Origin of the sequence: Achromobacter sp. EB05 (assembly GCF_044232075.1) — a bacterium.
Classification (GTDB): Bacteria; Pseudomonadota; Gammaproteobacteria; order Burkholderiales; family Burkholderiaceae_B; genus Achromobacter; species Achromobacter dolens.
Genome location: NZ_CP155917.1, coordinates 3,260,162 through 3,273,462 on the forward strand (window position 1 = coordinate 3,260,162; position 13,301 = coordinate 3,273,462).

General features: G+C 70.7%; 12 protein-coding genes. 2 read left to right on the forward strand and 10 right to left on the reverse strand.

Annotation, left to right across the window (positions count from 1 at the left end; genetic code table 11):
• Positions 1 to 4: 4 nt before the first annotated feature.
• Together AAID08_RS14955 and AAID08_RS14960 are read right to left on the reverse strand one after the other, a co-directional pair.
• Entirely contained in the window at positions 5 to 1,300 is a 1,296-nt protein-coding gene (locus AAID08_RS14955) for an O-acetylhomoserine aminocarboxypropyltransferase/cysteine synthase family protein (RefSeq protein ID WP_395756538.1), read from the reverse strand.
• A 39-nt stretch (positions 1,301 to 1,339) separates the two neighbouring features.
• Positions 1,340 to 2,479, reverse strand: a complete 1,140-nt coding sequence (locus AAID08_RS14960) for an aminotransferase class V-fold PLP-dependent enzyme (protein ID WP_395756539.1) — start codon at positions 2,477 to 2,479, stop codon at positions 1,340 to 1,342.
• Between the two features lie 169 nt (positions 2,480 to 2,648).
• Between AAID08_RS14960 and AAID08_RS14965 the strand changes: the two genes are divergently transcribed.
• Both AAID08_RS14965 and AAID08_RS14970 read left to right on the forward strand, forming a co-directional pair.
• Positions 2,649 to 3,689 carry an amino acid ABC transporter substrate-binding protein gene (locus tag AAID08_RS14965; RefSeq protein WP_278992765.1) on the forward strand — a complete coding sequence of 347 codons (1,041 nt, stop codon included), beginning with the start codon at positions 2,649 to 2,651 and terminating at the stop codon, positions 3,687 to 3,689.
• A gap of 93 nt (positions 3,690 to 3,782) precedes the next feature.
• Positions 3,783 to 5,942: an ABC transporter permease subunit gene (locus AAID08_RS14970; protein WP_395756540.1), complete on the forward strand. Its 2,160-nt coding sequence runs from the start codon at positions 3,783 to 3,785 to the stop codon at positions 5,940 to 5,942.
• A 38-nt stretch (positions 5,943 to 5,980) separates the two neighbouring features.
• Here the strand turns inward: AAID08_RS14970 and AAID08_RS14975 are convergent, their stop codons facing one another.
• From AAID08_RS14975 to moaA, 8 genes are all read right to left on the reverse strand, one after another.
• Entirely contained in the window at positions 5,981 to 6,415 is a 435-nt protein-coding gene (locus AAID08_RS14975; protein ID WP_395756541.1) for an SCP2 domain-containing protein, read from the reverse strand.
• Entirely contained in the window at positions 6,412 to 7,302 is an 891-nt protein-coding gene (locus AAID08_RS14980) for a U32 family peptidase (protein ID WP_116791129.1), read from the reverse strand. Before AAID08_RS14980 ends, AAID08_RS14975 begins: the two co-directional genes overlap by 4 nt.
• Positions 7,299 to 8,315, reverse strand: coding sequence for a peptidase U32 family protein (locus AAID08_RS14985; protein WP_054504250.1), 1,017 nt, complete (start codon positions 8,313 to 8,315; stop codon positions 7,299 to 7,301). Before AAID08_RS14985 ends, AAID08_RS14980 begins: the two co-directional genes overlap by 4 nt.
• Positions 8,316 to 8,397: 82 nt before the next feature.
• Complete coding sequence (locus tag AAID08_RS14990; protein WP_116791128.1) at positions 8,398 to 9,069, reverse strand: response regulator transcription factor; 672 nt, start codon at positions 9,067 to 9,069, stop codon at positions 8,398 to 8,400.
• Positions 9,070 to 9,081: 12 nt separating this feature from the next.
• A complete protein-coding gene (locus tag AAID08_RS14995) occupies positions 9,082 to 11,019 on the reverse strand; it encodes a type IV pili methyl-accepting chemotaxis transducer N-terminal domain-containing protein (protein ID WP_144657516.1) in 1,938 nt (645 codons plus the stop codon).
• An 89-nt stretch (positions 11,020 to 11,108) separates the two neighbouring features.
• Positions 11,109 to 11,606 (reverse strand): molybdopterin-guanine dinucleotide biosynthesis protein B, encoded by a 498-nt coding sequence (gene mobB / locus AAID08_RS15000; protein WP_175143834.1) that lies wholly within the window; start codon positions 11,604 to 11,606, stop codon positions 11,109 to 11,111.
• The gene (locus tag AAID08_RS15005; RefSeq protein WP_395756542.1) at positions 11,603 to 12,262 is read right to left on the reverse strand and encodes a carbonic anhydrase; all 660 of its coding nucleotides are present in this window, start codon (positions 12,260 to 12,262) and stop codon (positions 11,603 to 11,605) included. The genes mobB and AAID08_RS15005 overlap by 4 nt, the downstream gene beginning before the upstream one ends.
• 3 nt (positions 12,263 to 12,265) lie before the next feature.
• Positions 12,266 to 13,261 carry a GTP 3',8-cyclase MoaA gene (gene moaA / locus AAID08_RS15010; protein ID WP_372412997.1) on the reverse strand — a complete coding sequence of 332 codons (996 nt, stop codon included), beginning with the start codon at positions 13,259 to 13,261 and terminating at the stop codon, positions 12,266 to 12,268.
• Between the last annotated feature and the right edge of the window lie 40 nt (positions 13,262 to 13,301).

The window sequence follows — 13,301 nt, forward strand, 5'->3', positions numbered from 1 at the left end:
CCCCTCACACCTTTGCCAGCGCCTGGTCCAGGTCGGCCAGCAGATCGTCGATGTGCTCGATGCCGATCGACAGGCGCACGGTTTCCTCGCGCACGCCCGCCTTCTGCAGCTCTTCGGGATTGAGCTGGCGATGGGTGGTGGACGCCGGGTGCGTGGCCAGCGACTTGGCGTCGCCGATGTTGACCAGGCGCGTGAACAACTGCAGCGCGTCCTGGAAGCGCGCGCCGGCTTCGCGGCCGCCCTTCACGCCGAACGTGAACAGGCCGGGCGCCTTGCCGCCCAGGTACTTGCGCACCAGGGCGTGATCCGGGTGGTCCGGCAGGCCGGCGTAGTTGACCCACTCGACCTTGGGATGCTCGCGCAGATAGCCGGCCACCTTGACCGCGTTCTCGACGATGCGGTCCACGCGCAGCGCCAGCGTCTCGATGCCCTGCAGGATCTGGAACGCATTGAACGGCGAGATCGCCGCGCCGGTGTTGCGCAGGGGCACCACGCGGGCGCGGCCGATGTAGGCGGCCGGGCCGAAGGCTTCGGTGTAGACCACGCCGTGGTAGCTGACATCGGGTTCGTTCAGGCGCTTGAAGCGGGCCTTGTGCTCGGCCCAGGGGAACTTGCCTGAGTCGATGATGGCGCCGCCCAGGCTGGTGCCGTGGCCGCCCAGGTACTTGGTCAGCGACTGCACCACGATGTCGGCGCCGTGCTCGATCGGTCGCAGCAGGTACGGCGACGGCACGGTGTTGTCGACGATCAGCGGCAGGCCGTGGCGGTGGGCCAGCTCGGCCAGCGCGGCGATGTCGGTGATGTTGCCCAGCGGGTTGCCGACCGATTCGGCGAAGATGGCCTTGGTGCGATCGTCGATCTGCGCCTCGAAGGCGGCCAGGTCGCTGGGGTTGGCGAAGCGCGTGGTGATGCCGTACTGCGGCAGCGTGTGGGCGAACAGGTTGTAGGTGCCGCCGTACAGCGTGCTGGACGAGACGATGTTGTCGCCCGCCTCGGCGATGGTCAGGATCGCGTAGGTCACGGCGGCCTGGCCCGAGGCCAGCGCCAGCGCGGCGATGCCGCCTTCCAGGGCCGCGACGCGCTGCTCCAGCACGTCGGTGGTCGGGTTCATGATGCGGGTGTAGATGTTGCCCGCGACCTTCAGGTCGAACAGGTCGGCGCCATGCTGGGTGTCGTCAAAGGCGTAGGCCACGGTCTGGTAGATCGGCACGGCCACGGCACGCGTGGTCGGGTCCGGCTTGTAGCCGCCGTGCACGGCGATGGTTTCCAGCCGCCAGTCGGGCTTCTTCGCTTCGGTCATGATGTAGTGCTCCTCGAAAATGCGTTATCGGTGATGGGATCAGGCGGCGAACCCGCGCGCGGCGCGCAGGATGCGGTCGATGTCCCCGTGATTGTTATAGGCGCCCACGGACAGGCGCAGGTAACCATACTCCACAATGCTGGCCACCACGCCCTCGCGGGCAAGGTGCGCCAGCGCCGCGGCGGGATCGGGCACGCGCACGGCGGTGGTGGTGCTGCGCGCCGCCGCGTCGGCCGGCGATACCACCTGCAGGCCCTGGGCGCGCAAACCGTCGCTCAACGCCGCGGATAGCTCCAGCACCCACGGCTCGATGCGCTCGGGCCGCGCCCACTCGATCAGGTCCAGCGCCGCGGCCCAGCCGGCGATGCCGGGATAGTTGAGATTGCCGGTCTCCAGGCGGCGGGCGTCGCCGGCGTCGGACACGCCCACCTGCCACTGCAGGCCGGCCTTGTCGAGCGTGGTGACTTCCGAGGGGCCGACATACAGCGGATCGAGCGCGTCGAGCAGCCGCGGCGACACGTGCAGCAGGCCCACGCCCAGCGGTCCCAGGAAGCCCTTGTGGGCGCCGCTGGCGAACGCGTCCACGCCCCAGGCATCGACCTCGGCGCGCAACAGGCCCGCGCCCTGGATGCCATCGACCACCAGCCAGATGCCGCGCTCGGCGCAGCGCCGGCCCAGTTCGGCGATGTCGGTGCGCAGGCCCGTGCCGTACTGCACCCACGACACCGCGATCAGCCGCGTGCGCGCGTCGACGTGCTGCCACAGGTCATCGACCGTATAGCGGTGCGCGCGCGACGGCGGCACCCGCACCTGCACGCCGCGACGGCGCAGGTTGAGCCAGGGCAAGGCATTGGTGGGATGTTCCTGGTCGTCGACCACCAGGTTGTCGCCCTCCTGCCAGGAGAGGCCCTGCGCCACGGTATTCAGGCCCTCGGTGGTGTTCTTGGTGAAGGCCAGCCGGCGCGCGTCGCCGCCGATCAGCCGCGCCAGCCGCGCGCGCAGCGCGCCGGCATCGCGCAGCCATTGCGGCTTGTCGCTGCGGGCATGGGTGATGCCGTCGAAGAAGGCGGCCACGCCGTCGGCCACCTTGGGCGCCAGCGGGCTGGTGTAGGCGATGTTGGCGTAGGCCTTGTCGCGAGTGATGGGAAACCATTCCCGGAATTCATCCTGCCAGCTCATGCGCAACCTTCTTCAATCCTGCAACTTGGTATGGACGGATTCTAGGTATATGACGCGAATTTGGATAAGGCTAAGTTCTCATAACCATATGACGATACAGTCGCTCACAATGGCGATGCGCAGCCCTAGAATTCATGCCTTTCTTGCATACTTCAAATACGGGAACGGCATGCGGTTGATCTCTCTACTCAAAGCCGCCGGGGTGGCGGCGGCGCTGGCGCATATGACGATGTCCACGGCCAACGCAGCCACGGCGGGCGCCACGGTCGATGCCATCAAGAAGCGCGGCGAACTGGTGTGCGGCGTGAGCCAGGGCTCGGCCGGCCTGTCGATCGCCGACAAGCAGGGCCGCTGGACCGGCCTGGACGCCGACCTGTGCCGCGCGCTGGCCGCGGCGGTGCTGGGCGATCCGGAAAAAACGCGCTTCGTGCCGCTCAGCTCGCAGCAGCGCTTCCCCGCCCTGCAAGGCGGCGAGATCGACGTGCTCAACCGCAACACCACCATCACCTCCAGCCGCGACGCGGGCCTGGGCATCGTCTCGGCCGGCATCGTGTTCTATGACGGCCAGGGCTTCCTGGTGCCGAAGAAGCTGGGCGTGAAAAGCGCCACCGAACTGGACGGCGCGCAGGTCTGCGTGCAGCCCGGCACCGTCAACGAACAGAACCTGGTCGATTACTTCAAGAAGCACAAGCTCAACTATCGGCCGGTGGTGATCGAGAACCTGGTCGAGCTGGAACAGGCCTTCTACGCCGGCCGCTGCGACGTCTACCTGTCGGATGCCTCGACGCTGGCCGCCAGCCGCGCCGCGCGCGCCGCCAATCCGGACGACTTCGTCATCCTGCCCGAACGCATCAACAAGTCGCCGCTCGGCCCCTTCGTGCGCCAGGACGATCCCAACTGGACCGCCATCGTGCGCTGGACCGTCAACGCGCTGGTGGCCGCCGAGGAACTGGGCATCACCTCCAGGAACGTCGACAGCCAGGCGCAAAGCAGCGACGCGCAGGTGCGCCGCCTATTGGGTCTGGACCCCGGCATCGGCAAGAGCTTCGGGCTGGACGAAGGCTGGGCCCGCAACGTGATCAAGGCCGTCGGCAACTATGGCGAGGTGTGGGACCGCAACCTGGGCGCGGCCACGCCGCTCAAGCTCGATCGCGGCCTGAACCGGCAATGGAACCAGGGCGGCCTGCTGTATTCGCCGCCGTTCCAATAAGCCTTCACGCACGCGCTGCCGCCAGGCGGGCCGACGGCTCGCCTGCGCGCTTTTGAGAAGTCGCCGGGCCTTCCGGCGCAGGCCAGGACAGACATGATTGCCCTTCACCCCTCGCCCTGGAACGCCGCGCTGCGGCGCTGGTGGCCAGCCGCCGCCTGGACCCTGGGGCTTGCCGCCCTGGCGGCGTTACTGCTGCTGCACATCGAGGCCACGCAGGCGGCCCGCGGCATCCGCGGCGGCTTCGGCTTCCTGTTCCAGCCGGCGGGCTTCCGCATTTCGGAAAGCCTGCTGCCGGTGACGCCCGACGATCCCTACTGGATGTCGATCGCCGCCGGGCTGGTGAACACGCTGACGGTCGCGCTGGTGGCGGTTCCGCTCGCCACCCTGCTGGGCGTCGGCCTGGGCCTGCTGCGGCTGTCGTCGCAGCCGCTGGCATCGCGCACTGCCGCGCTCGTCATCGCGCCCTTGCGCAACACCCCGGTACTGCTGCAATTGTTCGTCTGGTACGGCCTCTTGCTGCGCCTGCCGGACGCGCGCCAGGCGTGGACGCCGCTGCCGTCCGTGCTGCTGTCGAACCGCGGGCTGGCATTGCCGGCGCTGCATGGCTGGCTGCCGTACGCGCTGGCGGCGGCGGGCGCCGTGCTGCTCGGCTGGCGCCTGCGTCATCGCCTCGGCCGCGCCGCGTCGTGGGCCGCGCTGGCGGCGACGGCGCTGGCCTGGGCGTTGTTGCCCGGCGTCACCATCGATCTGCCCGTCAAGCGCGGCCTGGGCCTGCAAGGCGGCTGGCAGCCCAGCATCGAATTCGCCGCCCTGGTGATCGGCCTGGTGGTGTTCCATGCCGCCTACATCGCCGACATCGTGCGCGCCGCCGTGCGGGCGGTGCCGGTGGGCCTGGTGGAAGCCGGCCAGGCCATGGCGCTGACGCCCTGGGGCGTGCTGCGCCACGTCGTCGCGCCCTACGCCGCGCGCGTAGCGCTGCCGCCGTATGCCAACCAGTGCCTGGCGCTGGTCAAGAACAGCACCCTGGCCATCGCCATCGGCTACCAGGAGCTGATGGCCGTGATCAACACCGCCATCACCCAGACCGGGCTGGCGCTGGAAGGCATCACGCTGGCCGTGGCCGTCTACCTGGGCCTGGCCCTGGCGCTGGGCGGCGCGCTGTCGGCCTGGAACGCGCGCCACGCCCGCCACGGCCCCGGCGACAGCCACGGCGCCCGCCTGGGCGAGCGGCCCGCGTTGCGCCTGCTGGCGCGCGAGGGACGCGGCATCAACGGCTGGCTGGGCGCGGCGCTGACGGTCTTGCTGCTGGCCGCCGCCGGCTGGGCGTTGCTCGATTGGGCGCTGCTGCGCGCCGTCTGGAGCGGCAGCCCGGCCACCTGCGCCGCCGCCGCGGGCGCCTGCTGGGCCGCCGTGGGCGAGAACCTGCCGTTGCTGTTGTTCGGCGCCATGGCGCCGGCCGACCGCGCGCAGGCGCTGGTCGCCTGCGCCGCCCTGCTCGCCGCCGTGGCGGTCGCGCTGGGGGTGGGTCGGCTCGCGGCCCGCCCGCGCCTGGCGTGGATCGCACTGATGGTCGCCGTCACGGCGGCCGCGCTGGGCGGCTGGCCGTGGGGCGGCAGCGCCATCGGCCCGCTGCGCTGGGGCGGCCTGCTGGTGACGTTGATCCTGGCGATCGCGGCGTTGCTGGCCGCGTTGCCGCTGGCCTTCGGCCTGGCGCTGCTACGTCGCGGCGGCAGCCCGGGCGGGTCGCTCGCCGCCGCCGCGCTGATCGAGGCCGTGCGCGGCGTGCCGCTGGTGACGCAATTGCTGTTCGCATCCTTCGTGCTGCCGCTGCTGCTGGGCGGCGGCGTGTCCAAGTTCGGCATGGCGCTGGCCGCGCTGACGCTGCATACCGCCTGCCTGCTGGCCGAAGTGCTGCGCGGCGCGCTGCAGGCGATTCCGCCGGGCCAGATGATGGCGGCGCGCGCGCTCGGCATGCGCCCGGCAGTGGCCTACTGGACGGTGATCTGGCCGCAGGCCCGCCGCATCGCGGCGCCGGCCGCGCTGGGCGTGTTCGTGGGCGCGGTCAAGGACACCTCGCTGGTCAGCATCATCGGCGTATTCGACGTGCTGGGCGCGGCCAAGGCGGTGGTGGCGGGCACCGACTGGCGACCGTACCACGTCGAGGTCTACCTGGCGGTGGCGCTGCTGTACTTCGGCGCCAGCCTGGCGCTGTCGCGGGTGGCGCGGCGCATGGAAGGACCGGCGGCGTCCTGAGATCCGCGGCCGGGCGCGTGCCGCCTTCGCGGCCACGCCTATTGCACCCCTGCGCCCAGCCGTTCCAGCCAGGCCGGACGCGGCGCCGCGTCCAGCCAGTTCTTGACGATCAACCCCAGTTCGGTGTCGCCGGAAATGCGCAGCCGACGCTGGAAGAACAAGGTGTCCGCATCAGTCTCGCCGCGCATCAGGGCCAGCAGTTCCGCCACGCCCGCGCCCAGCGCCAGCTCGCAGGCCTCGCGGTTCCACATCGGTCGAAAGACGCCGCCGCGCACGGTGAAGCGGCTGCACAGGCCCAGGTCCTCGATGGTGATGGCGAAGCTGCGGCCCTCCAGTTCCGGCGGCGGGCTGAGCCAGTTCAAACGCCGCGCCAACTCCAGCCCGGCGACGAAGTGCAGCGACACCAGCGGCGCGGGCAGCCGCCGGCCCAGGCGCGCGACCAGACCCGGCACGGCGAATCGGCTGTCGCTCATAGCGCCTCCTGCCAGGCGATCCCCGCCTGTCCATGGAAATAGCCATTGCAGCGGCTGATGCCGGCCGGCGGCTGCACCGCTTCCGGCGCGCGGCCGCCGCGCGCGGCGTCCAGCGCCGCGATGGCTTCGAGCGTGCCGGCCGACTGCGGGCTGACGCGCAGCACGTCGGCGCCCATGTCGGCCAGGTATGCGGCCTGGTCCAGCAGGTCGAGACAGGCGGCCGACTGCACCTGGATGCCGTTGATCGCCAGGAACTCGCGCGATTCACGCGTGCGCATGTCCAGGCCGTCGGGATGCTCGATGCAGCGAAAGCCGCACTCGTCCTTTTTCAGCCGGAAGTGGCGCGCGGTGAAACAGCGCGCCGAGAACGCCAGCGCCATGCGGCCCCACACCATGATCTCGGCCTGCAACCCGGCCGGCCGCTCGGCCAGCAGCCGCGCCAGCGCATTGACGTGCATTTCCAGCGGCGCGACGAAGCGGGTCGCGCCGCGCGCGGCCAGCCATTCCAGCGTGCCGCCGTGGTAGGCGTTCATGTGCGGACCGGCCACGAACGGCCGGCCGCCCAGGTGGCGCATGGCGCCGGCCTCGCCGGCCTCGACCATGAAATCCTGCTGCTCGCACAGGCGCCGCAGGGCCGAGGCCTCGGCGCCGGTCTCGATCAGGGTGCGGCCGGACAGCACCACTTCCTTGCCGGCGGCCGCGAGGTCGCGCGCCAGGTCGAGCCAGTCGTCGGCGCGCAGTTCATGGCGCCGGCTACAGACGGTTTCGCCGACGTAAAGGATATCGGCCGGACTGTCGGCCAGTTCAGCGTAGAACGCCAGCGTGCGCTGGCGCGGCCAGTAGTACAGCAACGGGCCGACCGAGATGCGGAAAGCCTTGGGATTCATTTCCATGGACGTTCGAATGCGCCTTGCGTGACTTGGGAACCCTCGGCATGGCGCGCCAGCATGGCGTTCCATTCGGGGCGGGGGGAATAGCGATTGGGGTCGCCGTGGGCGCTGTCGAGCGCGGCGCGCAGCGTGGACACCACCTGCGTGACGTAGGCCGGGCTGCGCTGGCGCCCTTCGATCTTGATGGCCGCCACGCCCATCTCGGCCAGTCTGGGCAACAGGCCGATGGCGTTCAGGCTGGTGGGTTCCTCCAGCGCGTGGTCGGCGTGGCCCTCGACCTCGAAGCGCCCCTTGCACAGCGTCGGATAGGCGGCGGCCTCGCCAGGCCCATAGCGGTCGATCAGGATGCCGTTCAGGCGCGCATCCAGGCGGCCGTCCTGCTCGACCCAGCGCACCGCGCCGGCGGGCGAACAGACGCCCTTGTTGTTGGGCGAATCGCCCGTGGCGTACGACGACAGCAGGCAGCGCCCTTCGGCCATGACGCACAGGCTGCCGAAGCCGAACACCTCGACCTCGACACTGACGTTGGCGCAGATGCGGGCGATCTCGGCCAGCGTCAGCACGCGCGGCAGCACCACCCGCTGGATGCCGAATTGCTCCTTCATCAGTTCGATGGCGTCGGTGTGGGTAGCCGAGCCCTGCACCGACAGGTGCAGGCGCAGGTCGGGATAGCGGTCGCGGGCGTAGGCCAGCAGGCCGGCATCGGCCATGATGACCGCGTCCGCGCCCAGCCCGTGCGCGGCGTCGACCGCCTCGCGCCATTCCTGGCCGCGGCCGGCCTGCACGAAGGTGTTGATGGCGAACAGCACCTTGCGCTGGCGGCTGTGCGCCAGTTCGACGCCGGCGCGGATGTCGCGTTCGGTGAAATTGAGCCCGGCGAAGTTGCGGGCGTTGGTGGCGTTCTTCAGGCCCAGGTAGACCGTGTCTGCGCCGGCCTCGACCGCCGCTTTCAGCGCGGCCAGGCTGCCGGCCGGCGCCACCAGTTCCAGGGGAGTGGTTCGGATTTGCATGCCGGCCAGTCTAGGGGCCGGCGCGGCCCGTGGCCTTGTCGCAGATCAAACCGCGCGGCCAGCGCGAGCCGGCGCGGCGCCGTCAGACCGGATCGTCGCCGTGCAGCCCGTGTTCGACGGCGTAGACCGCCACCTGCACGCGGCTGGTCAGGTTGAGCTTCTTCAGCACGTTCTGCACATGGATCTTGACCGTGCTTTCGCTGACGTCGAGTTCGCGCGCGATGACCTTGTTGCTGGCGCCGCGCGCCAGGCACTGCACGATCTGGCGTTCGCGCGCCGTCAGGCGATGGCGCTCGGCCTGCCCCGCCGGCGCCTGCGCGGCCAGGCTGGCCTGGCCGCGGAACTGCTCGACCAGCTTGGCCGTCATGCTTTCGGCGATGACCGGCTCGCCGCCGGCGGCGCGGCGGACGGCGGTGGTGAGCGCCTCGGCGTCAATGTTCTTGAGCAGGTAGCCGCGCGCGCCGTCGCGCAGCGCCTGGCCGAGTTCGTCGGCCTCTTCCGACACGGTGAGGATGATGACCGCACAGGAAGGCAGATCCTGGGTCAGCAGTTGCAGCGTCTCCAGCCCCGACAGGCCCGGCATGTTCAGGTCGAGCAGCACCACGTCGGGCTTGAGTTCCTTGGCGCGCTTGAGACCCTCGACGCCGTCGCCGGCCTCGGCCACGACCTCGAAATCGGGCTGGCGCTGCAACAGCAGGCGCATCCCCGAGCGGAACAGGGTGTGGTCGTCGACGAGCAGGATACGGATGGGCATGGTCTCGATGGGTCAGGCGGCCTGGCGTTCGGCGTCGGGCAAGGTCAACGCGATGCGCGTGCCGCCGCCGGGCCGGGACTTCATTGTAATCAAGGCATGCATCCGGGCGGCGCGTTCGCGCATGATGTGCAGGCCGATGTGGGCCTCGCCACGCTGCGCCACTTCGTCCGGATCGTAGCCCTGGCCGTTGTCGGCGATCAGCAGGTTGAAGTCGCGGTCGTTGCGCACCACCACGTCGACCCGGTCGGCCTCGGAATGCTTGCGCACGTTGGACAACGCTTCCTGCAGGATGAACAGCACCTGCAATTGCTGCTCCGGCGCCAGCGGCGCGCCGACGCCCTGGCTGAAGGCCAGCTCCGTGCGCACGCCGGTCTGGCGGCGGAAGCGCTCGACCGTGTCCTCGATGGCCGTCTTCAGGTCGCCCTGGCCCAGCTTGTCGCGGAAATTGGTCAGCAGTTCGCGCACGTCCTTGTAGCTTTCGTCCACGCCGGTGCGCAGTAGCGGCAGGATCTCCTCGACCTCGGCCTGGTCGCCGCGCTTGACGGCGGCGTCCAGCAATTGCAATTGCAGGTTGAGGAAATTCAGGCCTTGCGCCAGGCTGTCGTGCAGGCCCTGCGCGACCAGGCCACGCTCCTGCACGACCGCCAGTTGACGCGCCTGGGCACCCAGGCGGCGGTTGTCCAGCGCCACGCCCAGCAGTTGCCCCAGCGTTTCCAGCAACTGCGATTCGGACGCGGCCAGCTTGCGCGGCTGGCGGAAATGCAGGGAGTACGAGCCCAGCACCTCGTCGCGCGTGACGATGCGGAACACCGCCACGCTGGCGAAACCGTCGCGCTGGCAGTTCAGCTCCGCCTGCGACGGCGCCTGGCGCAGATCCTGGATCACGATGACGCCGGCCTGGCGGGTGGCCACGCCGCAGTAGCAGTCGTCGACCCGCATGCAGTGCTCGGATTCCACCAGTTCCTCGGACAGCCCCACCGACACCACCAGGTTGAGCTTTTCGTTGTCGGGGTCGAGCGCGCGGATGCTGCCGCCCTCGGCGTCGAACTGCAGCATGACGCGGCGCAGGAACCCCTGGCACATCGCCTCGATGTCGTTGGGCTGGTTCAGGAATGCCGCCATGTCGTACAGCGCGCCGATGTCGCGGTTCTGCGCCGCGAGCTGCGCGGTCTTTTCGCCCACGCGCTGCTCCAGCCCCGCATACAGGCTCTGCAACTCATCGGCCATGCGGTTGAAACCGCGCGCCAGCACGCCGAATTCGTCCTGGCTCTCGACCGGCAGGCGGGTGCTGAATTCGCGCGCGGCCATGCGCTGCAGGCCGTCGCGCAGGCGCAGCACCGGCGCGATGATCCACAGGTACAGCAGGTAGATCATGGCCAGGGTGCCGGCGCTGGCGATGGCCGCCAGCACGCCCTGCGACAGGCGCAGCGAGGTGGTCTTGCCGGCGTTGTCCTGTTCGATCATGCGCACCAGTTCGTCGGCGCGGGCGACGAAATCGGGCAGCGTCCGCAGGTACTCGGCCGCGTCGTCGCGGGCGATGGCGCGCATCGCCGCCGGCCGCATGATGTCGCGCCAGTAGTCGGCCACGCCCGCCCAGTGCCGGCGGATGAGCGGGTCGTTGGGAATGAACAGCGGCCGCGCCGGGTTGCCGCGCGCCAGGCGGGCGATGGTGTCGTCCATCAGCCGCACCTGCTCCTCCGTGCGCGCCTGGCGCCCGGCCTCGGGCCGCATCAGCTCGACCGCCACGCGGTTGGCGCGCATGCGCAGGCTGCCGGTGTCGTTGATGGCCGCGCCCGCCCCTTCCAACTGCCACGACAGCCATAGCGTCAGGCCGATCATGCCCAGCACCACGATCAACGCGACCAGCGAACTGGCGACGATGCGCGTCGACAGCCGGTGGCGCGGCGACGGCAGGCCGTGGGCGTCGGCGGAGGGATCGGGCATGGACATCGGGAAGGACTGGCGGGTGGATGGGCGTGGCGGCGGTGGCCGGCGACGGCGCGCGGCGCGGTTTACCGGATCAAGTGTAGTCCTTTCGTTCAGCCCCGCCCCACCGCGCGGACGATGAAATCGGCCACCGCCGCCGGATCGTTCAGCGGCAGGCAGGGCAGATCCGTGTCCAGCGCCGCGTCGGACACGATGGCCAGGAAGCCGCCGTCCTCGGCATGCAGCGGCGGCTTGCCCAGCGCCGGGCGGTAGACCTCGATGCGGGGAATGGCGGCCTGCTTGAAGCCCTCCACCAGCACCAGGTCGGCCGGCGCCAGGCGGGCCACCTGCTCGGCCAGCGACGGCTCGGACGCGCCGCGCAGCTCGTGCACGATGGCATAGCGGAACGGCGACGCCACCATCACTTCCTGCGCGCCGGCCCGGCGAAAGCGCGCGCTGTCCTTGCCGGGCGGCTCCATTTCGAAATCGTGGTGGCTGTGCTTGATGACGCTGACCTTCAGGCCGCGCGCGCCCAGCAGCGGCAGCATGGCCTCGATCAGGGTGGTCTTGCCGCTGCCTGAGCGGCCGGCGATGCCGAAAACGGGGGTCATGCGGGCTCCGTGAACAAGGGACAGACGATGGGCAGAAACGCGTTCGCCCGGGCCGAGTATGCCAGCAAAGCGCCCGCCACCAGGTCGAAGTACCAGCCGTGCAGGGTCAGGTCGCCGGCCTGCAGGCGCCGCTGCACGCACGGCAGCGCCTCCAGGTTGCGCAGCGAGATCAGGATGGACGCCTGCTCACAGGCGCGCCGGTGCTCCGCCAGCGATGCCGCCGGCATGTCGCTCAACACGCGCTGGCGCGCCGGCTCGGCGATATCCATCCAGCGGTTCAGGTAGTCCGGTTCGCCATCGCCGCGCGCCGGCCGTTCCATCAGCGCGCGGATGCCGCCGCACTGGGCATGGCCCAGCACGATGATGCGGCTGACCTTGAGTTGCTCGACCGCGAACTGGATCGCCGCCAGCACGCCATGGTGGCCCTGGTCGCGGTCGGGCGGCGGCACCAGGTTGGCGACGTTGCGCACGGTGAAGATGTCGCCCGGGTCGCAGCCCAGCAGCATGGCCGGATCGACCCGCGAATCGCAGCAGCCCACCAGCAGCGTGCTGGGGTGCTGGCCGTCGCGCAGGTTGCGGTACAACGACGGCGCCGCTTCGTAGTATTGATGCTGGAAGCGCTGGAAGCCGTCCACCAGCCGTTCGATGTCGCGCATGGTTCAGCCTCCGGTCTGCGACATGAAACGCACGATGCGCTCGGGCCGGGTGGTGAATTCGTGGCGTTCCGGCTTGGCGGCGATGCCGGCGCGGATCGCCCGTTCCAGGTCGGCGTCGCTGGCGCCCTCGCGCAGCAGCCGCCCCAGCGGCACCTGGTCTTCCTGGCCCAGGCACAGGTAGAGGGTGCCGTCCACACCCAGCCGCACGCGGTTGCAGGCGGCGCAGAAATGGCGCGACATGGGCGTGATGACGCCCAGCACCGGCGCGCCGCCGCCGCTGCTCCAGTAGCGCGCCGGGCCCGCGCCCTGCCCCGCCAGCGCCGGCACCAGGCCGGCGTCGGCCGCCAGCCGCGCGCCCAGCTCGCCGAGGTCGGCATGGGCATAGCGGCGGCCGCAATCGCCCACCGGCATCGGCTCGATCAGGCGCAGGATGAAGCCTTGCGCCAGCGCGTAGTCCAGCAGCCGGCGCACGTCGGCCTCGGGCGTGGCGGCATGCACCACGCTGTTGAGCTTGATCGGCGCGAAACCGGCCTCGCGCGCGGCGCGCAGGCCGGCCAGCACCGCGTCGAGGCAATCGCGGCCGGTGATGCGGCCGAACGCGGCCGCGTCCAGCGTGTCCAGGCTGATGTTGAGACGGTCCACGCCGGCCGCGCGCAACGCGGCGGCATGGCGCGCCAGTTGGGTGCCGTTGGTCGACAGCGACAGGTCGTCCACCCCTGGCAGCGCGGCCATCGCCGCCGCCAGGTCGGCCACGCCGCGGCGCAGCAGCGGTTCGCCGCCCGTCAGCCGCACGCGGCGCACGCCCAGGCCGGCGAACAGACCTGCCAGTCGCGCCATCTCGTCGTGGCGCAGCCAGTTGGCGGGCTCCTCGAAGCCCTTGAAGCCCTTGGGCATGCAATAGCCGCAGCGCAGGTCGCAGCGGTCGGTGACCGAGACCCGCAGGTAGTCGATACGGCGGCCGAAGCCGTCGATCAGCCCCCGCGGCGCGGCGGACGCCATGGCGGCGACCGGGGCCGCCGGGGCCACCGCCAGGGCGGGC